20 protein-coding genes, 1 pseudogene and 1 riboswitch are annotated in these 25,244 nt (G+C 49.4%); of the genes and pseudogenes, 12 read left to right on the top strand and 9 right to left on the bottom strand.

Annotation, left to right across the window (positions count from 1 at the left end):
• Positions 1–89: 89 nt before the first annotated feature.
• Complete coding sequence (locus V5T57_RS03995; RefSeq protein WP_332889871.1) at positions 90–290, bottom strand: hypothetical protein; 201 nt, start codon at positions 288–290, stop codon at positions 90–92.
• A 357-nt stretch (positions 291–647) separates the two neighbouring features.
• Here V5T57_RS03995 and V5T57_RS04000 point away from each other — a divergent pair, with 357 nt between their 5' ends.
• Both V5T57_RS04000 and V5T57_RS04005 read left to right on the top strand, forming a co-directional pair.
• Positions 648–1,757, top strand: a complete 1,110-nt coding sequence (locus V5T57_RS04000) for a TRAP transporter substrate-binding protein (protein WP_332889872.1) — start codon at positions 648–650, stop codon at positions 1,755–1,757.
• Between the two features lie 49 nt (positions 1,758–1,806).
• Entirely contained in the window at positions 1,807–3,234 is a 1,428-nt protein-coding gene (locus V5T57_RS04005) for a hypothetical protein (RefSeq protein ID WP_332889873.1), read from the top strand.
• 39 nt (positions 3,235–3,273) lie between these two features.
• On the opposite strand, the gene V5T57_RS04010 is transcribed toward V5T57_RS04005, so the two are convergent.
• From V5T57_RS04010 to erpA, 3 genes are all read right to left on the bottom strand, one after another.
• Positions 3,274–4,740 (bottom strand): hypothetical protein, encoded by a 1,467-nt coding sequence (locus V5T57_RS04010; protein ID WP_332889874.1) that lies wholly within the window; start codon positions 4,738–4,740, stop codon positions 3,274–3,276.
• Between the two features lie 4 nt (positions 4,741–4,744).
• Positions 4,745–7,180, bottom strand: coding sequence for an endopeptidase La (gene lon, locus V5T57_RS04015; RefSeq protein WP_332889875.1), 2,436 nt, complete (start codon positions 7,178–7,180; stop codon positions 4,745–4,747).
• Between the two features lie 231 nt (positions 7,181–7,411).
• Positions 7,412–7,771 (bottom strand): iron-sulfur cluster insertion protein ErpA, encoded by a 360-nt coding sequence (gene erpA, locus V5T57_RS04020; protein WP_332889876.1) that lies wholly within the window; start codon positions 7,769–7,771, stop codon positions 7,412–7,414.
• Positions 7,772–8,068: 297 nt separating this feature from the next.
• Here erpA and V5T57_RS04025 point away from each other — a divergent pair, with 297 nt between their 5' ends.
• The 4 genes and pseudogenes from V5T57_RS04025 (at position 8,069) to cobO (ending at position 10,942) form a co-directional block, all read left to right on the top strand.
• Positions 8,069–8,503: a bacteriohemerythrin gene (locus tag V5T57_RS04025; protein WP_332889877.1), complete on the top strand. Its 435-nt coding sequence runs from the start codon at positions 8,069–8,071 to the stop codon at positions 8,501–8,503.
• A 229-nt stretch (positions 8,504–8,732) separates the two neighbouring features.
• Positions 8,733–9,761 carry an aminopeptidase gene (locus V5T57_RS04030; protein ID WP_332889878.1) on the top strand — a complete coding sequence of 343 codons (1,029 nt, stop codon included), beginning with the start codon at positions 8,733–8,735 and terminating at the stop codon, positions 9,759–9,761.
• Positions 9,761–10,081 (top strand): annotated as a pseudogene (locus tag V5T57_RS20860) (esterase/lipase family protein); the annotation flags it as partial. The gene V5T57_RS04030 and the pseudogene V5T57_RS20860, both read left to right, overlap by 1 nt.
• 321 nt (positions 10,082–10,402) lie before the next feature.
• Positions 10,403–10,942, top strand: coding sequence for a cob(I)yrinic acid a,c-diamide adenosyltransferase (gene cobO, locus V5T57_RS20865; RefSeq protein WP_442918165.1), 540 nt, complete (start codon positions 10,403–10,405; stop codon positions 10,940–10,942).
• A gap of 6 nt (positions 10,943–10,948) precedes the next feature.
• On the opposite strand, the gene V5T57_RS04040 is transcribed toward cobO, so the two are convergent.
• The 3 genes from V5T57_RS04040 to V5T57_RS04050 form a co-directional block, all read right to left on the bottom strand.
• The gene (locus tag V5T57_RS04040; protein ID WP_332889880.1) at positions 10,949–11,710 is read right to left on the bottom strand and encodes a substrate-binding periplasmic protein; all 762 of its coding nucleotides are present in this window, start codon (positions 11,708–11,710) and stop codon (positions 10,949–10,951) included.
• 1,057 nt (positions 11,711–12,767) lie between these two features.
• Positions 12,768–12,993: riboswitch (cobalamin riboswitch) on the bottom strand.
• Between the two features lie 24 nt (positions 12,994–13,017).
• Entirely contained in the window at positions 13,018–14,706 is a 1,689-nt protein-coding gene (locus V5T57_RS04045) for a hypothetical protein (protein WP_332889881.1), read from the bottom strand.
• A complete protein-coding gene (locus tag V5T57_RS04050) occupies positions 14,699–15,736 on the bottom strand; it encodes a TIGR04283 family arsenosugar biosynthesis glycosyltransferase (protein ID WP_332889882.1) in 1,038 nt (345 codons plus the stop codon). Before V5T57_RS04050 ends, V5T57_RS04045 begins: the two co-directional genes overlap by 8 nt.
• A 60-nt stretch (positions 15,737–15,796) precedes the next feature.
• On the opposite strand from V5T57_RS04050, the gene V5T57_RS04055 reads away from it, so the two are divergent.
• From V5T57_RS04055 to V5T57_RS04070, 4 genes are all read left to right on the top strand, one after another.
• Positions 15,797–16,210, top strand: coding sequence for a TlpA family protein disulfide reductase (locus tag V5T57_RS04055; protein ID WP_332889883.1), 414 nt, complete (start codon positions 15,797–15,799; stop codon positions 16,208–16,210).
• Positions 16,211–16,339: 129 nt separating this feature from the next.
• Positions 16,340–17,254, top strand: coding sequence for a signal recognition particle-docking protein FtsY (ftsY, locus tag V5T57_RS04060; protein WP_332889884.1), 915 nt, complete (start codon positions 16,340–16,342; stop codon positions 17,252–17,254).
• A 66-nt stretch (positions 17,255–17,320) separates the two neighbouring features.
• Positions 17,321–19,714, top strand: a complete 2,394-nt coding sequence (locus tag V5T57_RS04065; RefSeq protein ID WP_332889885.1) for a lytic transglycosylase domain-containing protein — start codon at positions 17,321–17,323, stop codon at positions 19,712–19,714.
• A gap of 218 nt (positions 19,715–19,932) precedes the next feature.
• Positions 19,933–20,403: a DUF2059 domain-containing protein gene (locus V5T57_RS04070; protein ID WP_332889886.1), complete on the top strand. Its 471-nt coding sequence runs from the start codon at positions 19,933–19,935 to the stop codon at positions 20,401–20,403.
• Positions 20,404–20,415: 12 nt separating this feature from the next.
• On the opposite strand, the gene V5T57_RS04075 is transcribed toward V5T57_RS04070, so the two are convergent.
• Together V5T57_RS04075 and V5T57_RS04080 are read right to left on the bottom strand one after the other, a co-directional pair.
• Entirely contained in the window at positions 20,416–21,273 is an 858-nt protein-coding gene (locus tag V5T57_RS04075; RefSeq protein ID WP_332889887.1) for a CheR family methyltransferase, read from the bottom strand.
• A gap of 3 nt (positions 21,274–21,276) precedes the next feature.
• A complete protein-coding gene (locus V5T57_RS04080) occupies positions 21,277–22,413 on the bottom strand; it encodes a protein-glutamate methylesterase/protein-glutamine glutaminase (RefSeq protein WP_332889888.1) in 1,137 nt (378 codons plus the stop codon).
• A gap of 222 nt (positions 22,414–22,635) precedes the next feature.
• Between V5T57_RS04080 and V5T57_RS04085 the strand changes: the two genes are divergently transcribed.
• A complete protein-coding gene (locus V5T57_RS04085) occupies positions 22,636–23,937 on the top strand; it encodes a CgeB family protein (RefSeq protein ID WP_332889889.1) in 1,302 nt (433 codons plus the stop codon).
• 371 nt (positions 23,938–24,308) lie between these two features.
• On the top strand, positions 24,309–25,229 hold the full coding sequence (locus tag V5T57_RS04090; protein WP_332889890.1) for a chemotaxis protein CheV: 921 nt from the start codon (positions 24,309–24,311) through the stop codon (positions 25,227–25,229).
• The last annotated feature ends 15 nt before the right edge of the window (positions 25,230–25,244 follow it).

Below are 25,244 nucleotides of genomic sequence, written 5' to 3' on the forward strand. Positions count from 1 at the left end.
AAATGTGAACCGCCGTGGTACGTGATCCGTATGCCCGGTGGTGTGGGAGGTCGGCGGGGGTAACCCCGCCTCCTACCCGATGGTACGTCTCAGGATGCTGAGTGATAATGACGTTTGACCGGTTGAAAGGGCATCGCCAGTAGCCGGAAAATGTAACCAGAAAAGAGTAGCAATACACCAATCAGGGCGATCCATCCCCAATCGACCGTTGCTTGTTCTTTACCTAATACTATAAATGCAATCATCGTCCAGGCAAAAGCAGCGCTCAACCCCATTTTGATGCAACCCATGGCACACCTCATATGCAGTTTGATTAACAGATCCATCTGTACATATACGCTTGTGTATAAAACTAGGTGATCACTCTATAGGTGTCAATTTGATCCTTATTGAATAAAAGTTGTATTTATGCCAGATCCAGTGACTAAGAAGCGGAAAAATATAGTGCTGTTGAGCGAGATATGGACAACCAATTTTTTTGCAACACAGATGTAACAAACGCAACGAAATTTCTATAAATTTGGCCCAACTATTTGAGCTTTTAAGGTTTCCGGGTCCATGCGTCCTGAAAGCCAATCTGCTACAGTAGACCGTTCAATTACAAATAGGGTTTCTACACCGTACCTGCTTAAGCAGGGAGATCTGTCATGAGTGATACTAAAAATCCGAGTTCTTCACCCTTACCCCGACGTACCTTTATTAAAGGAGCTGCTGCCACCACAGCAGTGGCCGCGATGGGTGCACCGGCTATTGTCTCGGCCAAGCGTAAAATTCGTTGGAAAATGGTGACGGCATGGCCCCGTAATTTTCCTGGTTTAGGGACGGGAGCCAATGCGCTCGCTAAACTCATTACAGAGATGAGTGGGGGCCGCCTGGAGGTCAAAGTCTTTGGGGCAGGTGAGCTTGTACAGGCGTTTGAGATTTTTGATGTTGTCTCTCGCGGTACGGCTGATATGGGCCATGGGGCCGCGTACTACTGGAAAGGTAAACACCCCGCCACCCAGTTTTTTGCGGCTGTTCCTTTTGGGCTGACTGCGCAGGAGATGAATGCCTGGATTTACCAAGGGGGTGGCTATCAGCTATGGGAGAAACTCTACCGTCAGTTTGATCTGATCCCCAGTGTGGCTGGTAATACAGGTACGCAGATGGGAGGGTGGTTTAACAAGGAGATTAATCAGGTTGAGGACCTTAACGGGTTGAAAATGCGCATACCCGGCTTGGGTGGCGAGGTGCTGAAACGGGCAGGGGGAACCCCTGTTAACATCCCTGGTGGTGAGATTTTTTCGGCTTTATCATCCGGTACAATTGATGCCACAGAGTGGGTGGGGCCCTATAACGATCTGGCTTTTGGCATCTATAAAGCGGCTCAATACTATTACTATCCTGGTTGGCATGAGCCAGGAACCACCATTGAGTGTTTAATAAGCCGTAAATCCTTTGAGGCACTACCTAAAGATCTACAGAGCATTGTGCAAAATGCCATTAAAGTGGCCAATATGAATATGTTGGCAAACTTTACGGCCCGTAACAATTCAGCCTTAGAGATTTTGGTGAACAAGCATAAAGTGGATCTTCGTCCCTATCCCAAAGATGTGCTGGTGAAGTTAAGGGATCTGTCGGATGAAGTGGTTGCAGAGATCGCCCATGAAAATCCACTCTCTAAAGAGATTTATGATTCGTACCGTGCTTTCCGCGCTCAGGCTGTGGCTTGGCACTCGGTTTCAGAGCAGGCCTATATGAATGCCCGTCATGGTTGATGATCTGTCCAAGGGCTTATCTTTAGATGCATTCAGAGGGGTGTTTTCTGTGGGTGTAAGATTTTTTTTGCTCGGTTTATCTCTACTCTTATTCCCGCTTTCCAACAGTTGGGCGGAAGCGTTGTGGGATCCTGAAAAAGCTGTTCTGGTACAGCGCCTGACCCTGAACCAAGACGATGCCAAACTGTCGGGAAAAGTCTATCTACACACCCTTTCCCCCCTAAAAGTTGAACTAAAGATTGACCAGTTCAATGGTGATTTTGAAAAGGTCGTGGATCTGGTTGGGACATGGACCCGAAAAAAGGGGGGGATGACCCTTCTTCGTAAATTGGGTCATACTTCAATCCAATCTGGTCGGTTGCGTTTAAACGGAAAAAATTGGGCACAGCTTACGGCTCAACGCATTGAATTTCGTCAGGGAGAGGTGCAAAACCTGGAGCTGACAGGGCAAGGTAAACGTTGGAGTGGTCATTTTGAGCGACTGCGTTTAACCGAAAGTATGGGGCCTATGAATCTGCCCCCGTCTGTTTTTCCTTTGGTCATGCATCAGGTACAGGGTAAGGGGAATAAAAAACAGGGGGAGATTACCCTTCAGGGTGCTCAGTCTCCCCTGGGTGTGCTAAAGCCGATGCAGGTACAGGTTAAACAGGCACAAGGGCCACGCTATCATTTTCATCTAACGGGGCAGGGCGGTGAAGCTCAGGGGCAAAAGTTGTGGCCACTACTGCGTCAGCACGGTCATTGGGGGAAAAGGCTTAAGTGGAAAGAGGATCAGTTTGGTGTGCGGGATATCACACTAAAAAGTGGCACCTTAAAACTGACTAAGATTGACCTAAAAGGGCTCTACCCACCCCTTAACCGAAAAACGCCCTTGAAAGATGCTCAGGGTATGGTGCAGTTCGGGTTAAATGGAGGGGTGGTAACATGGGTTGGTGGTACCCATTTGGCCGAACCTTTTAAAGGCCCGCAACGGGCAACGATCAATGATCTGCTTGTACGTTTAGGGGTTGGTCAGGAACAGCTGACGCTACAGAGTGGATCTGCTGTCTTGGGGGTGCTGGAAGGGGTGGTTAAGCTCAAGAGTATTCGCCCAGCTCAGCTGTACCCTGGAGATAGTAACACGGTTGGTTTTCGTGCGGATCTCCAGGGGGTTCATTTAACGCCCTGGCGTTGGCAGGGGCACTTAACCCGTACAGGGGGTGGCGGCATGCCCTATAGCCTTAAAGGTATTGGCCTTAATGGGGCGCAGATTGAAACCGCCGGTGTGCTCTCACCCTTGTGGCAAGGGACGCAGCTTGGAGCCCATATTGACGCGGCCTATTTTTCCCTACGTGGTCTTGAAAGCCCCTTGGTTGTACCTGCGTTGCCCTTGCCGTTACAGGTCTCCATTAAGCGTTTGGGGTGTGGTGCACAAGCCAAGAATGAAGCTCTACAATGGCAAACAGGTAAAAAGCCCCTGGTTCTATGCCAACGCTAGACCACCCTGCTGGGGTGGTCTAGCGTCATCTCTTTGTTCTTAAAGCCGTGCCTGTAGTTGGTCCATATGTGTTTGCAATGCGCCATCTGGATCTCGGAGGCTATATTTTTTAAATACCCGACGAGATTTGTTGAGCAACCCCTTAGCACGTCTCTTCTGACCTTTATCCAACGCCTCTTCGGTGAGCAGCATAAAGGCCCGGTGGATGCGACGGATAATGGTTAAAGCATGGACCCGGGTCTGGTTATCCCAGGCATACAGATCCAAAACCATATCGGTATAAAAAAGAGCATTACGCCCTGACGGGCGTGATAGGTAGTGCTCCCTCAAAGCGGCATCTGCCTTAGTGAGCAGTTGCATAGCATAGTCTGGCCGCTCCATGGGCGTATTGGGCTGGCTTGTCGCTTGTCTGGTTGGTGCCGGCAGTTTCCCTAACTGCAGATCGGGAGAAGCGTTGAGGACAAAATCGGCATGCTCCAAATTAGCCGTCAAAGGGGTAGGTTCTTGTCGGCTGCTTTGTGATGCACCAAACAGTGTGGGCTCTGTTAGCTGAGCGGTGGTGGCCGGTTTTTGGGTGGAGGGCTCTCTTGTGTTGCTCGGCACCGCTGTTGTGCTGGGTTCCCTCAGTAAAGCAGCCGCTTCGCCTAAGCCAATATCTTCCAGTGTTAATGGGGGTTCAGCATAGGGCTGTGGAGTAGGGGTCTTTAACAACACAGGTGTGCTGCTTGGGGCGGCTATGGGTTCAGAGGTGGTTAAACCCTGGCTTAAAACAGTCATGGGTTCTTCAACGGCCACGCTCTCCGTGGTGCGCATGCGTGGCTCAGTCACCTTTTTCCGCAGTTTTTTGGCGGCGTGTGGGGCTTGTTCCAGGACCGGAGTGACGGGAGGTTTTTTAGCCAGCGGTTGCTGTGTCTCTTGGCTAAGTATCTCTTTGGGTTCTGGGTTTGGCCGGTTGTTTAAAGGTGGTTTGGGGTCTAAAGCCTTTTTAGCCACAGCTAAAGGGGCAGTGGCTTTTGGTGGTGTGGGTTGCTGTGTCGTGACTGTCGGTTGTACGGTCACTGATTTTTGGGGTGTGTCTGTTTTGGGTGTACCTTTTAGTGGTACATATTTAACTGGCCATTTGCGGTGCCATGTTTGCCCAACCTTAAAGGGCCTGGGTATGACAAGTTGGGTTGGAAAAGGGCGACGTTTTCTTTTTGACCAACTGGCATCATCGGCAACCCGCATGGGGGTTACGACAGGTTCGCTAAGATAGCTACCCCCATGAACATTGTTCCCCAACAGCTTATCCAAGGGGCAGCTTTTTTTCCCGGCGCATAGGTGCACGCTACCATCGCTGTGTTGAGGGTTGTGCGCATCCAACTGTTGGAGCTGGCTATCATTCAGCTCTTGGTGAATGGCCGGTGGTGCTTGAACAGCCTCAGCTAAGCCCATAGGGCTTGGTTGGCTGTAGCCTGTTATGGGCAGCAACAGTAAGAACATTACCATAGAGGGGTGTCGTAACATCAGATTACCCAAATACAATCTTGGCCACTTCGGTATATTTTTTCACAAAGTGGACGGTGAACCCTTCACGAATATGGTCTGGGACCTCTTCATAATCCTTACGACATGCCTCAGGGATAATCAGTTCACGGATACCTACCCGGCGGGCTGCAATAACTTTTTCCCGTACACCACCAACCGCAAGAACACTACCGGTCAATGTAATCTCCCCGGTCATGGCCAAGCGGCGTGGCAGCGGCTGGTTGCGAGCCAGGCTGAGCAGGGCTGTGGTCATGGTTATACCGGCTGATGGACCATCCTTAGGCGTGGCGCCTTCTGGTACATGCAGGTGAATATTCCCCTTAAGCCGACCAGGATCCCCACCCAGCTTTTTACCGTTGGATTGCATAAAGCTAAAAGCGATGCGCGCGGACTCTTTCATCACATCACCCAGCTGACCTGTTAGCAGCATGGTGTTGCCTTCAGTCGTGGTTTGCACCGCTTCAATATCCAGGGTGGCACCACCCAGAGCTGTCCAGGCCAAGCCGGTGACAATACCAACCCCTTTAAGGGGTTTTTCTTCGCGGAAATCCGGTTTGCCTAAAAAATCTTCCAGTTCTTGCTGGCCAACTTTAATCGGCAGGGGTACCTCTTCAAGTACTTTGACGGCGGCTTTGCGGGCAATGCTGCCGATTTTCTGTTCCAGTCGGCGTACGCCAGCTTCACGGGCGTAACCTTCAATAATCCCTTTTAATGCGCCGTTGCTCATGCGTAGTTGGGATTTATCCAGGCCATTTTTCTCCAGCTGCTTGGGTAGCAGGTGGTTACGGGCAATTTTAACTTTTTCAGAGGTGATATAGCCAGACAGACGGATAACCTCCATGCGGTCCAGGAGCGGCCGGGGAATGGTATCTAACTGGTTGGCGGTACAGATAAAGAGCACTTTGGAGAGGTCAAAGCGGACATCCATATAGTGATCAAGAAACTCTGAGTTCTGCTCGGGATCCAGCACTTCCAGCAGAGCTGAGGCTGGATCACCTTGGAAGCTGGCCCCAATTTTATCCACCTCATCCAGCATAATTAGTGGGTTGGCCACTTTGGTATGCTTAATGGCCTGTACAAACTTACCTGGCATGGCGCCAACATAGGTACGTCGGTGGCCTTTGATCTCAGCTTCATCGCGCATACCGCCAACAGAAAAGCGGTAGAACTCCCGCCCAACAGCGTTGGCAACGGAGCGACCAATGGAGGTCTTACCGACACCAGGAGGACCCACCAAAAGAATAATGGAACCGCCAATTTCCCCTTTTAGCTTGCCGACCGCCAGAAACTCCAGAATACGTTCTTTAACATCTTCCAGACCATCATGATCACGGTCTAAAATACGACGAGCTCGACTGATATCCAGCTTATCGGTGGAGTGTACACCCCAAGGCAGGCTGGTTAGCCAGTCGACATAATTACGGGTCACGCCATATTCCGAGGAGCCCGTTTCAAGAATAGCCAGTTTATCCAGCTCTTCTTCAATTTTCTGTTCCGCCTCTTCCGTCAGGGTCAGTTGCTCAAGGCGCTCACGGAAGCGGTCAATTTCTGCGGTGCGATCATCTTTGGTAATCCCCAGCTCTTTTTGAATCTCTTTAAGCTGCTCCCGCAAGAAAAATTGCCGCTGGTGCTCGGCAATACCCTCTTCAACCTGACGCTGGATTTTATTTTGAAGTTTGACCACTTCCAGCTCTTTTTTGAGCAGGGTCAGAACCTTCTCCAGCCGTTCCATAATGGGTAAGGTCTCCAGGACCTCCTGCAACTCCTCACGGCTAGAAGAGGTCATGGAGGCCACAAAGTCTGCTAACCGGTCAGGTTCACTGAAATTATGGCGGGAGAGAAACATTTTAACCTGCTCTTGATAGAGCGAGTCATATTTTAAAATCTCTTTTAGCGTGTTGATAACCGCCATGGTGTAAGGTTTAAGCGCATCTGAATCCACCACAGAGACAGGATTATTATGGTGGGTAACCTGAGCGACGATCGGGGCCTTGGCGCTGACAATATCCCGCACCTCAAAACGCCATAAACCTTCAGCCAGCAGTTTGATCTGCTTGGTCTCTTCATTCACAGCGGCTTCCAAAATCCGCACGACCGTGCCGATCCCAAACAGCTGTTCAGAATCAAACACCTCCTGGCCATCTTCAGCGTGGCTGGCCAAGATGCCAAATAGGCGGCCATGGGCATCCATAGCCTGCTTGATGGTCTCGAAATACGGGGAACCTTCGACCTGAATAGGGGTAAGCATACCCGGAAAGAACGGGCGCCCGCCTAAAGGATAGATGACCAATTCAGTAGGTAGAGTGTTCTCAATACGGACCGGGGGGGTTGCATCAGAAGCAGGGTTGTCTCCTTCGCCCTCTGCCTCTTCAATAATGGCATCCACAATTTCCGGTTCGTCACTGCGTTGATCAGACATAGAAGGTCCACCTTCTGTATGGGAATCAAGAGAGAATATCTTGCTGGGCAGCGGCGTTCCCTGCATGCCCAGGCACTGCGTATAGATTACTGAGTATAATATGGGGTTGGGGGGCGATGATTGCAAGGTGGGGGAATGGGAAAAATAGGGAAAAGCAGACTTGCTCGGCATAAGAAAAAAGGCCCTCCATAGGAATGGAGGGCCTTCTTCTATTGTGGCGTCGCCAAAAGCTTAGCCGGCGTGACCGCAACCACCACCCGTTGCTGCAGGGGTGAAGGAGTTGCCACAGCCACAGCTGCTCTGAGCATTGGGGTTTTTGATTTGGAAGGAGGCACCGTTAAGGTCCTCAACAAAATCGATCTCAGCACCGCGCAGATAGTTGATCGAGGTGGAGTCCACCAAAACCTTCACGGCACCAGACTCAACAACCAGATCGTTGTCGTCTTGGTTCTCATCAAAGGTGAAACCATACTGAAAACCGGAGCAGCCACCGCCAGAAACAAAGATGCGCAGTTTCAGGTTAGGATTGTTCTCTTCAGCGATGAGCGTAGAGAGCTTGGTGGTCGCATTTTCAGTCAGAGTAATGGACATGGGTGAGGTCTCCTTAAAACAAAAACCCCATTGTGGGGCATGAGTGTCAACGTATTTTGGGCAGATCGACCTGGATGCTGGATCAACAGATCAGTTGCACAGATAAAATTTTAGATCGCCTAATATAGGCGTCGGATAGTATAGGTGGCAATAGATGATTTGTCAACTTTAATGTTGGCGTTTCATCAAAAGAGGGTGCGCACCAATCCCTGGGTGTATATAGTGAGACCGGGCAGGCTCTTATAAGTTTCCTGATGACGGTCTTGGACCGCTTGAATCACTAAAAGGAGTGCGCAGATGGTCATGACGGTATGGAAGCCAGAGTATGCACTGGGTATTGCAACCATTGATGAGCAACACCAAGGGTTGTTTGCAGCCTTTGAGGGTTTGCAGCAGTCGATTGTCTGGATTAAGGATGGTCATGCTCTAGGCGCTATGTTGGATATGTTGTTGAACCAAGTGTCGGGATATGTGCGTACCCACCTTCGCTATGAAGAGCAGCTTTTTGAACGGTATGGTTATCCAGAGACAGAACAGCATAAAAAGCAGCATGAAGTTTTTGAGGTTCGGCTAAACCAGTATCAAGAGGCACTGCGCTTAGCGGAAAATGCGGCCCAAAAAAGTCAAGTAACCCATGAGGTTTCTGCATTTTTAGAGCAGTGGCTGGTTGAGCATATTCAACAGCAGGATCGCCAGTATGCCGATTTTTTAAAGAATAAAGGGGTTTGCTAAATGTCTACCACAACACACAGGGCCCGGAAAAAAGGGAAAACCTTTCCCCCGTGTAGTCTCTGCAAACAGCCGGTCAGTTTTGCTTGGACCTGTTCGTGTGGTTACGCCATGTGTACCCCCTGTTTGGATGATGAAGAGGTCATTACCCGGACCAAATGGAATGGTCGTACCTGGGCCTGTCCTGAGTGTGGTTTGGCGCATATGGGGCAGAACCGATAAGGTGAACGTGGTGCGTGTATTTATTGTGCTTAGCCTGTTGGTGCTGGGGGGGTGTGTCTCACCAGCCTATGTGTGGCAGGCGGGTCAGGGGCAGCTTGAGCTTATAAGTAAGGCCCAATCTATCGAGGGTTTGTTGGCAGCCGATGCCACGGACCCCAAGCTTAAGACACGTCTACAGCATAGCCAAGATCTCCGCCATTTTGCCCTTAAGCATATGTCACTACCCAGTGACGGTAGCTATGAAACCTATGTGGCTCTGGATAGAGACTATGTTGTGTGGTCGGTTACAGCGGCGCCTGAGCTCTCATTAACCCCCAAACAGTGGTGTTTTCCTGTGGTGGGGTGCTTGAGCTACCGGGGCTATTTTTCCCGATCTGCGGCTCAAGAGCTGGCTGCGGAGCTACGCAGTGAAGGGTGGGATGTTGCTGTATCGCCCATTCCCGCTTATTCAACCCTGGGCTGGTTTGCAGATCCTCTGCTGAGTACCACCATCCACTGGCCCGTGTCTGATTTAGCCCATTTAATTTTTCATGAGCTGGGCCATCAACGTCTGTATATCGCCGATGATACGGCTTTTAATGAGTCTTATGCTGAAGCGGTAGCCCGTTTAGGGGTTAAACAGTGGCTAATGCAGGATCCTGCGGCTTGGCAAGCCTATCAGCAAAAGCGCAAAAAACAGGCTTTGTTTAAACAGAAGATCGCGCACTTACGCCTTCAATTAAAAGAGCTCTATGATACCCAGCAAAAGCAGGCTGTGAAGCGCTATGGGAAAAAACAGATTCTGGCCCAATTTCGTCATGATTATGCGACCTTTAAAACAAGACATGGCTTCCAGTATGATGCCTGGGTCTATCAAGATTTAAATAACGCACGTTTAGCTCTCTTTAGTCTCTACCACCAATGGGTACCTGCTTTTGAACGGTTGTTTGAACAGGTGGGTGGAGATTGGGGCCGTTTTCATCAACAAGCGATCAAGCTTGGTAAACGGCCAGCGGATGAGAGAGTGAAGATATTAAAGCGTTTGAGTGGGGGTGTCTGATGTCTGAACAGGTGTTGTGTATTCATGGTTTGTTGATGAAGGGGGGGGAGATGTTGCAACTCTCTGCCCGCCTAAAAAGTGCAGGGTTTGAACCCACTTTTTTCAGCTACCCCACCCGAACTCAAAATGTTGATGAAAATGCTGATGCCTTAGCTGAGCAGGTTAAACAGATGGAGCAAGGGGTTCATCTGGTTTGTCACAGCTTGGGGGGGGTGGTGGCTTTACGGATGTTGCAACGGCACCCTGATCTGAAAATTGGTCGTATGGTTGCCCTGGGTTCGCCCTTTTTGGGTAGTCTTGCGGCCCATACCATTTTTAAAAAATGGTGGGGACGCTCCTTATTGGGTGAAAGTTATGACAGTGGGCTAGATGGTGAAGCCTTGGGATGCATGCCTGAAGGTCATGAGGTTGGGGTGGTTGCTGGCGATTGGCCGTACTCTTTGACACGTCTGTTGATCCCGGATATTCCAGGCGATAACGATGGGGTGGTACAGGTCAGTGAAACCCGTTTGCCCGGTGCCCAGTGGTGTGCGGTACACACCAACCATATGGGGTTGCTCTTCAACCCAGAAGCCGCTGAAAAAGTGATTGAGTTTATCCGCCAAGCCAGCTTCAGTGAAGGGGAGAAGCTTGAGCGGGAGATACCGAAAGAGAACCCGCACAAGCCTGGACTTATGTTGGTGCATACGGGAGAGGGTAAAGGTAAATCATCCAGTGCGTTTGGTGTGGTGTTCCGTGCCGCAGGGTGGGGCAAACGGGTTTGTGTGATCCAGTTTATTAAAGGTCAATGGCAGACGGGGGAGGAGTATGCGGCGACCCGGTTTGAGAATATTGATTGGCATGCCCTAGGTGATGGTTTTACCTGGGACACCAAAAACCCAGAAAAAGATCTGCAAACCTCGCGTGAAATATGGGCTTTTAGCCAAGCCATTATCCGCAGTGGTGAATATGATTTGGTGGTGTTGGATGAGATCAACTACTGCTGCGGCTATGGATGGATAAGTGGGGAAGAGATTGTTGGGTTCCTGCAAGAGGAAAAACCCCAGCCTATGCATGTAATTTTAACCGGGCGTAATGCGCCGGATGCCGTGATTGAAGCCGCTGATACGGTTACTGAAATGGGTATGGTAAAGCATGCCTACAAAAAAGGGATTAAGGCGGCAAAGGGTATTGAATTTTAGATTGGGCTATTTCAAATAGTTCTGATGTATGGTGTCGACGGTGCCATCTTTGCGCATGCTGTCTAGGGTTGTATTTAGCGTATCCACCGTGGTTTTAGAGATGGTGGGGCTAAGGGCCAGATACATCTGTGTGGTTTTAAATTGATAGACCACCTCCAAGCCATTCACTTTCATCTTTTTGGCCAGCCAAGGGCCCAGCAGATGGCCAGTAGCCCATAGATCAATTTTGTCTTTTTTAATGCGCTTGGCATTGCTCTTATCTTTTGAGGCAAGTTCAACAATAAACTCCTGTCCTTGTAGATAGTTGGCCACGGCATCCCCACTATATCCCCCCACTTTGTAGGCTCGGGCATCATCCAGCGAGTTGATGGTGATGTTGCGGCTCTTCTTTGCAAGGAAAACCCAGTTGTTCTCCACCAATGGGCCAACCCACTGAAACAGCTCTTCTCGGTTTGGTGTTCGGGTGGTTGAGAATAGCCCATAGCCCGGTTTGTTCTGCGTAATGGCATAGGCATGACGCCACTGGGTTAAGCGTAGGGTGTAGGGAATATCCGCCCTTTTGAACAGCTCTTTGATCATATCCGTGGCGATGCCATGGATCATGGGTGCATATGTTTCGCTGCTACGCCCACTTTTGGCCATATTAAAAGGGGGGTAGTTTTCAGTCATTAATTGTAGGGGTTTTTGGGCTTGTGATGGTGCCTGAGCGTGTAGGGGGGCAACCCAGATCAAACCAAGAATCCATACCATTATCCATGTTTTGTACATGGTGTCTCCTATAACTGTTTTAGAGCGCGACTGATAGAACATACCATGCCGTTTGTACTTTGTGATGTAAATAACGATAGATAGATTGAACGGTTTGTATGCGCGACATGCAATAAAGTGTGGCGGCACGGTTGTTCTTTCCAAACAGATAGCTTGTCTGCCATAGGCCAAGTTTGGGCTGGCACTGAACGGACAACCGAAGAGGGGATAAGGAAGGTACGATACCCTATGATAGGAATGACGCTTACGGCCATCTTAATGGGTGGGGTACCATATTTAAGGGGGGGCAGGATGCCATTGATCAAGCGCGCCAAACCCTGATTGCAATGATCAATCGAGAGTATGCTTCGGTGTTTTTAAGTGCCTTAGATGGTCTGGCTGACAAAAACAATGAGCAGAGGTGTAAGCTTCTGGCACAACACACCGAGTGGTAGACCATGAACGGATCAGGTAGGTGATTGATCTAAAGTTTGAAATCATGGCCGGTGAGGTGGAATCTCGTGGCGCAAAGCGAGAGGGCTTGCTACGTGACTGAATAATCAACCCGACTAAAGGTCATGACTTTAAATATGCCGATAATTTGAGGCTGTGTTTGAGTGTGATCAGAAAAGAAAGGCCCAGATTTGGGGTCTTTTTTCATGGGGTAGTCCTAGGTCGTAGAGACAAGACACCATGACAAACAGGGTGGCCAGCCCATAGGGGTAACCAAAGGCATTGGCCAACACCCTTGGTTTGCGCATCCAATCATAAGGGGAGTAAAGCCTGGAACTGCTGGGGTCTTGCCCTCTCTGGTTCTTACGTTAGGGAGGCAACGTAAAAAACCGGACAACAAGCGAGGATGTTTAACCACCCAAGCAAAAAAGGCCATGGATGTCCTCTTAACGTCACCAATGGCTGAAACCAGTATGATAGAAGCCACACAAGGGGGATGAAATAGGGTTTGGATCTGCCCATGACGCAACAACCCCGTAGCGTGGTTGCAACGGCAGAGTCAACATGCTAGGGGGGGGGATTGAACGCACATTAAACCCATCTCCCAATGCACCCCGCATTGTGTGAATCTGCAAGGCAAAAGGCTGGTCTTTGGGCTGACGCACTGCTAAAAAAGCTCTTCAAACCGGCCTTCCCACGTTTACAACGCAGTGGCCAGGGTGGTTTGAGTGAGGTGGGATAAACCATCCAGTGCGATCACCGTTGCGGGGGCCGTGTTGGTCTTTAACCAACTTCCCGTTTAACCTGAGGTCAAGGTTTGCCCCGCAGGCACCGAGTAACCATGTACGCTATCATGGTGGTGGATGGGGTATGTTTCAAGGCATGGATTGATCCACTAATTTTTGGGTCAACTGTAAGCGAATCGCTGCGGATTCGGTCATGTAATGAAACAGTTGATGGGGGCTGGTGCAGTTGAGTTGAGAGAGATCTGTGTCAGGTTTGAGTTGTTGGTACAGCGATATAAGTTTGGGGTCAAAGCGTTTGAGGGCGTCGAGTAAAGGGTCACGACGCCAACGACCTAATATGGTCTCCCACGACTCCTGGAACAGATGCCCCATGGTGATATGGGTTGCTGAAAAGAGTGAAACATGGCCATCCAGCCATACCATGGGGTCGGTATCAAACTCCTCTTCCATGGGTGTACCCTGTAGGTAGGCATCCAGTTGCATGCGATCATTCACAAATTGACTGGGCTCTAGGTAACCGGCGCGGCCATAGGTATCTGTGGTGCCGCTCATCCAATGAATGGGTTGGTCAGGGGTGCGTTTAAGGACCATGAGCGCTTCGCGAATGACCGGCGCTTGGGTATTGGCATCCACGGGGTGGCGTTTTTTTGTTGGGGTCTTGGTCACTTGCAGTAGCTCCAGCGATTCCCCCATGTGGTTAAGCGCTTGGGTCAGGCGGGCAAACACACCATCGCGGAACAGGGCCTCAGAAAAATTGAGGCTATTTTGTTTATGCAGAAGAGAGAGCTTAATCTGTGGATAGTCCGCAGTTGCTTGAACAATACGCGCAATGTTGGCAACAGCGATGCGCTCTTTCAGTTGGCCGTGCCGATCCGCTAAAATTTCCTGATGAAATTCGTCAAAACTGATCTGTAAAATAATTTCAGCGGGTGCTGCTTTTTTACTGCGTTGATTCAGAGCGTGCTGAAAGCCCTGTAATACGGCTCGAGTGGCGTGATCATCCTTGGCGAAGTCACCATTAAGAAGAATAGCAAACAGACGGATGCGGGGCATGCTGGCAATGGCTTGATGAAATCCCTCCAAGACAGGGGTAAGATCCCCGCCTGTAAAGAGAACCTGCTTGGTAAGCCGATTGATCTGTTTATAAAGTGGGGATGGATCAGGCAGGTCTCGCATAACAGGTCGCCAGACAAACATACAATGACGGCAGCTCTGTGGGCAGGCCATGCGTGGAATAATGCCTACTTTTTCAAAAGGTGTTTCTGACCCGAACTGCTCAGGTAATGCATCAATAAGTTCAAGCCTTTGCTGTTCATATTCGCCGAGCCGCTCGCTGTACCTGGATTTTTCTTCAGCACCAACCTGACGTGTAATGGCTTGAAAATCCGCCGTCGGTTGTAAGCTGCTCTGTTGCCACTGATCAAGAATAGCCTGTGTGGTTTGCTGAAGATCTTGACCATGTTGTGCCAATAGCCAAGCGGCTCTTTGGTGTCTTGGGTGTTCGGGTGTGCTCTGCAGTGCGGCACTCAGGTGACTTTGCACAAAATGGCGATCATCCAGCCTTTTGAGCAACAGGTTCACTAAAAATTGGTGCTCTGGGTTGCGTGATAAAGCGGTGACGGCTTGGGTATAATCGGGATGAACCTCGCTACGTAACCAGGCGTTGGCAAACAGATGTGCCAACGTCTCCACCATAGGTGCATGTTCTGGTTGGGTATCCGCATACTGTTGTAGCTGTCTGTTGACACGACCAACGGCCTCTTTAAACCCCCGCTGTTTGCTACGGATGTAATCATCTTTAAGTGTCTGGTTAGCCATTATATCTCTCCTGAAACCAGCAATAGAGCCACATGAGATGAAAGAGAATCCAGATCATTCCCGTCCACAAAGGGCGCAGGGTGGCATGTTCCAGTATTGGGGCCATAAAACGGTCATATCGATCAAGCCATGGGGTATGCAGGGGGGCTTGATCCTGTTTTTGGTCCAGCATAAAAGCAAACTGCCATAGGTTCTGTTGTAGGTAGTGCCCACCGCGGCCCCATGGTGTGGTGGGTGCCTCGTTATACCGTACTGTTCCAAGCTCTTTCATGCTCTTAAAGAAGGGGGATAAGTGTAGTTGACCGGTCTTGGCTTGTTGCCGATACAGGGTCCCGGCCTGTTTAAAAAAAGCGGTTAAGGGTAGGCTATATGCTGTCATAATCATAATGTTCAGCAGTCGCCGTTGCCACGCGCCTTCTTGTTCAAAACGACGTGCAGAGCTCTCTAAAAGGCCGGGTAGTGTGATCCATCGGCCCCGTTGATGCACAGCGGCCGCCAAGCGTTGATCTTCAAGAAAAGGCAGTGTGGTATCAAATCCACCCAGTTGTTCAAAAAAATCTCGGTGTAGCATCATCCCCTGATCACCATTAATGACCTGATGGCGGTTTAAATAGGTTTTGGCTTGGTTATACCAAAGTTTTTTTAAAATAGCTGGGTTAGCGCCTGTAAATTTTAAAGGGAAGTGTCCGGCAACATGGGGAGATTTCTGCTGCGTTTGACGTAAGGTTGTTAAAGCTGTGGAGATGAGCTCTTTATGGGATAAACCACTGTCGGCATGTAAAAAAAGCAGCCAAGGCGCCTGACTGTGTGTGGCACCCTGATTCATCTGTACCCCACGGCCTGGTGCACTGTTAACCCAGGTTGCACCGGCTTGTTGGGCAATGTACTGGGAGCGATCTTTAGAACCACCATCTGCGACAATAATTTCCAGCATAACACCCTGTTGCTGCTGAAGTTGCCTTAGCAGGATGGGGAGACTCTCCTGTTCGTTAAGGACAGGGATGATGACAGAAAGCTCTACTTGGGCCATAATAGTCTATTTAAACGGTGTTTGGTGTGGATGTCCACGGCTGTATTTGGAGGGTAATGAATGATACGTCTGCTAACTGGGGTAGTGGTCCTGGGGCTGGGTCTGTTACTTGGCGCCGGTCAACCTGCCCAAGCTGAACAGGTACAGGCGGAAGTCGGTACATTGGTCTATTTTGGTGCAGAACACTGCCCTTATTGTCGCCGCTTTGAACATGAGGTGGCTGAGGTCTACCCTAAAACCGCCATGTCAAAAAAATTACCCCTGGTGCAGGTTGATCATGATCATCCCCCAGCCCAGTACGAGAAGTTAAACCGTAAGGTAACTTTTGTCCCATCCTTTTTTATTTTGGGCGATGCTGGGCAGATCAAAGCTCGGTTTATCGGTTATCGGGGTGAAGAGTTCTGGTGGTATGACCTGGAAGACACTGTGGCCAAGCTGGAAGGGACCGATAAAACCCATGCGGCCCTCCAATAATTTGACAGGTCGTTACATGGCGGGATGGTGGGTTTAAAGAAACCTGCTCTTTTTTCATCTGTTGTTACCCATTGCACGACCCTTGCATGGTGATCTGCTGTACATGGGCGTTTGGGGTTGGAATGTACTATGGCGTTTTTTGACAAGCTGCGCAAAGGTCTGGCCAAGACCCGTAAAAGCTTTACCCAAAAGCTAGAGACCATCATCACCGGTCAGGCCTTAGATGATGATCTGCTTGAAGAGTTAGAAGATCTACTGATCATGTCTGACTTTGGGGTTGAGACGGCACAGAGTATTATCGCGGAGACCCGTGAGCGTTTTCCCAAGGAAGCCCCAGAGGGAGACCAAGCGGTTAAAGGAATGCTCAAAAAGGTTATTGGTGAGCGTTTAAGCCGTCACCATGGACCTTTGGAAATGATTACGCCCGGCCCCCATGCTCTTTTGGTGGTGGGGGTTAATGGGGTGGGTAAAACCACGACCATTGGTAAATTAAGTGCGTATTACCGTGAGCAAGGTCATAACCTGCTGCTCGCTGCCGGGGATACTTTTCGTGCAGCAGCCGTTGAGCAGCTAAAAATTTGGGGTGAGCGCACCCAGACTCCGGTTATTGCCCAAGGGCAGGATGCGGACTCTGCTTCGGTGATTTATGATGCCTATGCCGCTGCGTGTAGTCGGGGTGCGGACTTGCTCATTGCCGATACAGCCGGTCGCTTGCACACCAAATCCAACTTGATGGAAGAGCTCAAAAAAGTTCAGCGGGTTGTCCAAAAGTTGGAGGCAACGGCACCTCAGGATATCTGGTTGGTATTGGATGCAACAACCGGCCAAAATGCCATTAATCAGGTTAAGATTTTCCATGAAGCCTTAGGTCTCACCGGGTTGGTGATTACCAAGCTGGATGGAACCGCCAAAGGCGGTGTGGTGGTGGGTATTTGTGAGCAATTTGATCTTCCCATCCGCTTTATTGGTGTGGGTGAAGGGGTAGAGGATTTACGACCCTTTGATCCTACAGATTTTGTTGAAGCGCTTTTTGCAGAGGGTTAATCGCCTTAAGCCCATGGATGGGTAGTGCGGACCTTTTTTGCTCAGAACAGGCTAAGGAATGGCGTGGTGAAAAGGCCTATCAATACAACGGTGGGGTGGCTGGGGGTCTTGGCGGGCTTGTGGGTTTTGCCGGGATCGTTGTGGTCCGCTGTACCTGCAACAGCAGCATCGGTCTCTGGGCATGTTTCCACAGAGCAACGTGCCACGCCTGCGCCTCGTACTATTCCTACCCGCAAAGGGACACCGGCTGCCAAGTCTGTGCGCAAGACCTTTGTGACCCTGGATACAATCAATCATTTCAATAGCCAAAAACCATTGCTACCGAGCAGTGATGCACAGAAGAGATCCCTAACACCTGAAACAGTGGTCCATGTTCAACGTGCCACGCCCCGACCAAAAATACGGCGGCCTTGGGCTAAATTTAGTTTGGAAAAGCGTTTTAAAAAGCGTTTCTCGGCCCTTCTTAAGCCGCAGTTGCCTGCAGACTTGTTGCGCAATGATTTTTGGGAGGAAGATGATTTCCTGGCCTCTTATGTGGCTTGGGAACGCTTGTTTCATCCCGATTATCGGGCCACAGTTTCACGTCTTCAGGCCTTTTTAAAACAGTGGCCTGACCACCCATTGGCGTATCGTGTGCGTGGTTTGCTTGATCAGCGGATGATCAGTCATAAAAATCACCGTGTCGTTGCCGACTGGTACCAAAATAGAACCATTAAATCCGGTAAAACAGCCCAGCGGGTTCGTTATCTTGAAGCGCTGGTCCATGAAAAACGCTTTGATAAAGCATGGCCCATTTGGCGACGCCTCTATCGAGAGGGCAATGCGCTGTATAAGGGGTTGGAAAAACAGTTGCGGACCCGCTTTTCCCCTCGCTTAAGTCAAAGCGACCATGAAGCGCGTGCTTGGGTGTATATCCGTAAAAAAAGGGTGAAGGGGCTAGAGAAGATTATTAAAGCCTTTGATCCAGGTCGGGCGGACTATTTCCGTGCCCTGGCTTCGGCCTATTATGGGCGGGGCAGTTTTAAAAAACACTATCAGACGCTCAATGCTGAAGACAAGATGGATGGGCGCTTGTGGGAAGCCCGGATTATGGGGCTATGGCGTCATAAGCGACGTACAGCCGCCATCGCGCTGTTAATGGGCGTTGAGGGGGGATACCTGAGTGAAAAGGTGCGCGCGTCACTGCGCTATCGCTTTGGTAAGGATCTGCTCTACCTACGTGAAAAAATTTCACAGGCCCACCTTCTGCTCCAGGCCAATGCGGATGAATCAACCGGCCGCTTGGCTGATTCCACCTGGATGGCGGGTTGGAGTGCGTTAAAACTGGGTAAAAAAGAGGTGGCGCTTAATAATTTCCGACGTTTAGGTCTTCATGCCAAAGATCGTAACCGTGCAAGCCAAGGGGCTTATTGGACAGCAAAGCTGTTAGAACAAGAGGGCAAACCCTTTAATAAGTGGCTGCGTAAAGCGACCAAACATCCCGATACGTTTTATGGCCTGTTAGCCATTGAGCGGCTCAAAGGGTCGCTCACAGCGGATAATATTGGGGGGCGTAAGCTGACCTGTAATGATGTGCCATTTGAGGATGGCTTGTTAAAAACAGCACGTTTGCGTATGGCAAAGTTGGTGCGTATGGACCGTGCCTACTATGTCGGTTCTGAGGTTAAACGCATTGCCAAGAAGTTAAAACTCAGCCCGATGCAGCAGATCTGCCTGGCTGAAAATTATCAAGACCCTCACCATGTTATCCGTACCGCCTCCGCTTTACGGAACAGTGGTGGTGGGAAGCTATGGCGCGGTCTCTATCCAGAGCCAGGGCGCTGGGCGCCCGCTACGGGCTGGACGCTTCATCCTGCGGCGGTATGGGGCACGGTACGCCAAGAGAGCCTGTTTAACCACCGCATTAAATCCTCGGCGGGTGCGATGGGGATGATGCAGCTTATGCCTGCGACGGCTCGGGGTGAAGCACGTATTTTAAAATTACCCCGGGCAACGCAATTAAAGCTTTTGCGTCCTGAATATAATCTCTCTCTGGGGCAATCCTATCTTCAGCGTATGCTTGCACGACATGAAGGGGATATGGCCCTGGCGTTGATCTCTTACAATGCGGGGCCTGGACGCGCCAAGATGTGGAAAGGGCGCCGGGATAAAATGGATGCTTTGACCTTTATTGAGGAGATACCCTTTGCTGAAACCCGACACTATGTAAAACGTGTGACCCATGGACAGGCGATCTATTTGATGCGCTATCAAGGCCAAGCATCATTGAATGCCTTGGTTCAGCCACGTGGCCCAGGGTTGGATGCACTCAAACCTCCTGCAAATTGGCAAACCCCCCAAACCCGCCTTTCAGAAGCTGAACTGGCCTTTAAAGTGAGGTCACAAGCACCCCGGCCTAAAGCGGCACTTCATAGTTTTTATGACCCCATCTTAGAGGGGGAAACCGCTGAGACCTTTTAAGTGTACGGATGATATGTAAGGCCGTGGCCGAGCCAAGCTCGGTTGGGTTTATCCATTCTAGGGTAGGGGGCTCACGTGCTCTTTGCTTAGCGTCTATTGAAGGGGTGTTCATACCAGCGTTATTGCCCCTTGGCGCGTGATGAGATCTCTATTTAGGTCGGGGATGACTGGATTCTAATTAGGGGGTATGTGAGGGCGTGGTTTTGCAAAAACGCTTCATGTTTTTATCTGTTTTTACGCTGTTGATCACGGTAAATGTGCTGTTTGTTCATGCCGAGCCGCGGCGTATTGTTGTACAGGTTGGGCCTTCTGCCCCGCCCTCTGTTCCTGACACACCCAAAAATCGCGAAAAAGCCGCCACCAAGTATGCCAAGCTGCATCCTGTTGAGACACGTTTAAATGAAATGATCCAGGTCTATGCTGAGCAGTTGCCTGAACATGATCGCTTGAAGTTCCATGCATTAATGCAGCAGTTGATCGACAAAAACCGCTTACAAAAGATATCGGTCCATCTGTTGGTTAAACATTTCACAACGATGGAGCTTCGTGCCTTAGTGGACTTTTATGGTTCTGCTGAAGGGCGTTCCATCCTTAATAAGCTTGGCCCTTTTACAACCCAAGTCGAGCAAGCGGTAAAAATGGAGCTTAGGCACGCTCTAGATAAACTAAAACAAGAGCAGCATATGTAAGGGCGGCGGGTGTTAACCAAACTGATAGATGGTTGGTTTGACTTGGGTGACAGGAACGTTTAGGCCATTTAATGTCTCAGAGTGGCCAATAAAGAGATAACCACCAGGTTCCAGATAGTGGCAAAACTGGTTGACCAGACGTTCTTGGGTTGGGCGGTCAAAGTAGATCATGACGTTGCGGCAGAAGATGACATGCATCTTCTCTTTAAGTCCAAACTCACCATCCATAAAGTTTAAGCGCCCAAAGCGAAGCATCTCGCGTAGCTCAGGTCCCATACGTACTTTTTTTTGGGTTGGGTCTTTGTGGCGTAGGAGATATTTTTTTCGCAGTGCCTGAGAAACCGGTGCAATCCGTTCCATCTCATACACACCATTTTGGGCTTTTTTCAGCACCCTGCTGGAGATGTCTGTGGCCAAAATATCCACTTTATAGGCTTGCTTAGTGCTCTGTTCATACTCTTTTGCCACCATGGCAATGGTGTAGGGTTCTTCACCGCTTGAGCAGCCCGCACTCCATATTTTTACCGGACGTCCTGTGCCATAACCAAGATGACTCATTTGTGGAAAAATGGTGTGGGTTAAAAAATCAAAATGAATCGGCTCTCTAAAAAAATCTGTTTTGTTGGTTGTGACGATATCCAGAAAATTAATATATTCCTGGCCTGCTTTTGATGGGTCTGTGACCCACTGAACATACTCCTGCATGGATTGCATTTTGAGCAACCTTAGACGTTTTTGTATGCGTGCAGAGAGCATCGTCTTTTTTGAGGCTGGCATCTGAATGCCCAGTTGCCGTTGTATAAGCAGGGCTAACTGTTGGAACTCTTTGTCTGTTAAGGGTGATTGGCCAGGTAAGAGGGGTTTGCTCATGGCTTACTCACTTAACTGCATTAGCAGAGAAGGTATGCGTGTAAGATCAGAAATATGATCGACCCCACCCAAGGTGATGGCCTCTTTGGGCATGCCAAAGACCACACAGCTTTTTTCATTTTGAGCAACGGTTTGGCTGCCCATATCATGCATTTCAAGCATGCCGTGGGCACCATCATCCCCCATGCCGGTTAAGATGGCACCTATGGCCACACCAGGAGCAAACTGGGCGGCTGAGCGAAAGAGCACATCAACCGATGGTCGGTGACGACTGACCAAAGGACCATCCCGCAGTTCAACCCGGTAGTTGCCGGCAGTATAGCGGATGAGCATATGCTTATCACCAGGAGCAATCACGGCCATACCAGGTGTGACAATGACTTGATTAACGGCCTCTTTGACCCGTATGGAGCACAGTTCGTCTAATCTGCTGGCAAAAGAACCGGTAAACTGAGCCGGCATATGCTGGACAATAAAAATGGGTGGGCAATCTAAGGGAAGCTGGGTTAGGACAGATTTTAAGGCTTCTGTTCCACCGGTTGATGCACCTATGGCGATCATGCGACCCTGGCCCGCCACAGCCCGACAACGGTTAGGTTCCCGAGGTGGGATGACCGCATCTGCCGTTAATTTGGGTGATACCTTTAACGCTCTTTTGGGGGCTGCTTTTGGGCTGCTGCTTTTAGGTTTGCTTGGGGGTTTACTGCCAAAACGTACTTTAGCAGCGGCTTTAATGGCATCGCAAAACTGTATGCTGATCTCTTCCAGATGTTGCGCGGTGCCCAGTTTGGGTTTGGTGAAAACTTCAACCGCGCCCAGCTCCAAGGCTTCCATCGCTTTATCGGAATTCTCCGGTGTGATGGAGGAGCACATGACCACTGGAATGGGGTGTTGACGCATGAGCTTACGTAAAAAAGTTAACCCATCCATACGCGGCATTTCGACATCAAGTGTAATCACGTCGGGTGCTTGTGTACGCATGAGTTCAGCGGCTTCGTAAGGGTCTGAGGCGCAGCCGATGACTTCAATTTCCGGATCTTCACTGAGTATGCGCCCCAGTGTTTTTTGAACCGTAAAAGAGTCATCGACAATCAGGACACGTATGGTGCGGTCAGCTTGCATATTATTACAGACACACATGGTTAAAATTTTATAAACGCGTATTGGCTAAAAATATAGATAAACACGCATCATCTATAGCCAATAAACCCAGCCATGACAAGTTTGATCGCAAGTAGTATGCCCCGCGCATGTGACTTTTCATAGATTGTAAAACAGTAGTATACTCTGTTCATTCTAAAGGTCCCAATAAGATCCATCGTTATGATGTGTAAGCCTATAATATATAGGAAACAAAAGATCATGATGCGTACAAGTAGTAAACAGATAAGCCGACTTCTTCTTCTCTATGGTTACCATTATGGTACGACAGCCAGCTTTGTTGAGCAGAGCCTTAGAAAGATCTTTCAGGTCTGTGCGGTTGGGGTGGGCCATGAGCGTTGTCAGGAGCCAGGGTGGCGGGCGGGGTGTGAAACGGCGACCTCTGTTCAGGAGATTCTGCAACGGTTACCTGAAGGGTTCCAGCCAGATGCTATTTTTGTGATGGAGTCTGGGCAGAAATTTTTCCCCAGTGGCTTGATGGAAGCGCCATGCCCATGTTGGTACTACAGTATTGATCCACACTTTAATGGGGGGTGGCAGCAGGAATATGCCAAGTTGTTTGATCGTATATTTGTAAGCTTTAAACAATATATCCCTCTATTTGAGAAGGTTGGACACCCTTCTGTTCAGTGGTTGCCCCATGCATATGATCACCATGTGTATCGGCCTTATCCTGAGCATGAGCGGAATTTGGATATTGTTTTTGTTGGCGATATGGACCCTGAAAAACGTCCAGAGCGTGTTGCTTTACTTCAAGCTCTAGAACAGGCAGGTTTAAAAACCCATTTTACCCAAGGTATTTGGCGGGAGGAGGTAGCCAAACTCTTTTCCTGCAGTAAGCTGGTCTTCAACCAGAACCACCATGGTGTCTTTAATCCGCGTAATTTTGAAGGTAGCAGTTGTGGTTCTGTTGTCGTGACCAATATGGCAGAAAGTTTGACGGACTTTTTTACACCTGATGAGGATATCCTCATCTATGAAGATGCAGAATCTTTGGTGGCTCAGGTGAAAGCTGTTCTTGCTGATCCCAGCAGGCTGGCGTGGTTGTCTTGTGGGGCGGCGCGTGTGGTGGAGAAGAACAGTTGGGATAAACGTATGGAACAGCTTTTAAACGATATTCAACAGCCCACGACCCCGATCTCAACCTGTTTTACTGCTTATGAGCAAACCAAAGCCGATGCAATGGTTTTTTCCGATCGAGAACTACCTGGAAAAGCGCTTCAACAGTTGAATCAGATGGAGTGGCAAGCCCATCGTGATTTTGAAGTACCCATCTTTAAGGCCGCGATCTATGCCAAATATGCGTACAAAGAACCCTTGGCAACGGTGTTGGTTGAGCTGCTTATGGTTGAGTCGCCACCTTTGTCGTTGTTAGAACCCATGATGAACTTGATGGTTAATCTCTTTTGTGAATTGAAACATCGCACCGGTGCGCAGTTGCTGCTTCACCATTATCCTGCATTAAAGAGTCAGGATAAAAAAGCTTTAATGGATGTGATATAATCATAATACCATGTATTTTAAGTGTATTTGTGCTCAGGATCAAAGCGCCCTGTCCTGTGGGGTTGGGATGAATAAGACCCAAACCTTATGAAGATATTTTGTCGGGATATGTATATCGTCTCTATCTCTTACTGCTAAAGTTTGTGCCGATCCTTTAGACCGGGCTGGCATGCCTGGGTAACCCAGGGCAATAGCTTAGAATAAGAGAAACAGTCTTTTCTTTTAATGAAGGCTCCGTCTCTTATGGTCGGGAAGAAATAGATCGATATATGTGATTCATAATAAAAAAGCACACATTTGCACCATGGGACAGTGTACAATGATGGGTGTGAATAGATGTCTAAGTGTTTGGGTCAATCTTGGGGGCAAAAATGGCTGAATTGTTGGATGAAGTTGACCAGAGAGCCAACTTGGCACTCTCAAACCAGATGGAGATGCTCACCTTTTTCTTATCGGATGAGCAGCTTTATGGCATCAATGTCTTCAAAATTATTGAGGTGATTGAAACGCCTGACACCATTACCCAAGTTCCGGGTACGCCGAGTGCTGTAATCGGTACCATGCGGTTTAGAGGTGAAGCGGTCACAGTACTCGATCTCTCTATTGCATTGGGGTTGAACTCCCAGCCACGGGCAGGGTGTATCACCTACATCATTGTTTGTGAATACAGCAACACCACCCAGGGGTTGTTGATCAACCGACCCAATGTTTTAATTACCCGAAGTTGGGAAGAGGTTAATGAGCCGGGCTCCCTCTCCTCGGCAAACTATCTGACAGCAACCGCGTATACCGATGATGAGCAAACCATTCAGGTATTGGATGTTGAAAAAGTGCTTGAAGAGGTGTTGCAAATTAAACACCGTCTCTCTGAAGATCTTGTTGAACGAACCCAGGCACTGGATCTCGGTGGACGTAAAGTACTGATTGCGGATGACTCCGGCGCGGCTCGGGGTTTGTTGGAACAAGCCCTGCAAACCCTTGGCTTGGGCTATGAGAGCTTCTCCAATGCCCGTGAGGCCATGGCAGAGTTGGAAAGGGATTTAGAGGTTCATAGTAAATCCAGCTTTGCCCTGATTATTTCAGATATCGAAATGCCAGGTATGGATGGCTTTACCTTTTGCCGCCGGGTGAAAGAACATGAATCCCTAGGGATTATTCCACTGGTTTTGCATAGTTCCATGAGTAACCCGTCGAACCGGATGCATGCCAAGCAGGTTGGGGCCAATGACTTTGTTGGTAAATTTCAACCGGATGGTCTGGCCGAAGTGCTATTGAAACATTTGGGTGAGTAAGTAACGCAAAAGCAC

Origin of the sequence: Magnetococcus sp. PR-3 (assembly GCF_036689865.1) — a bacterium.
GTDB lineage: Bacteria > Pseudomonadota > Magnetococcia > Magnetococcales > Magnetococcaceae > Magnetococcus.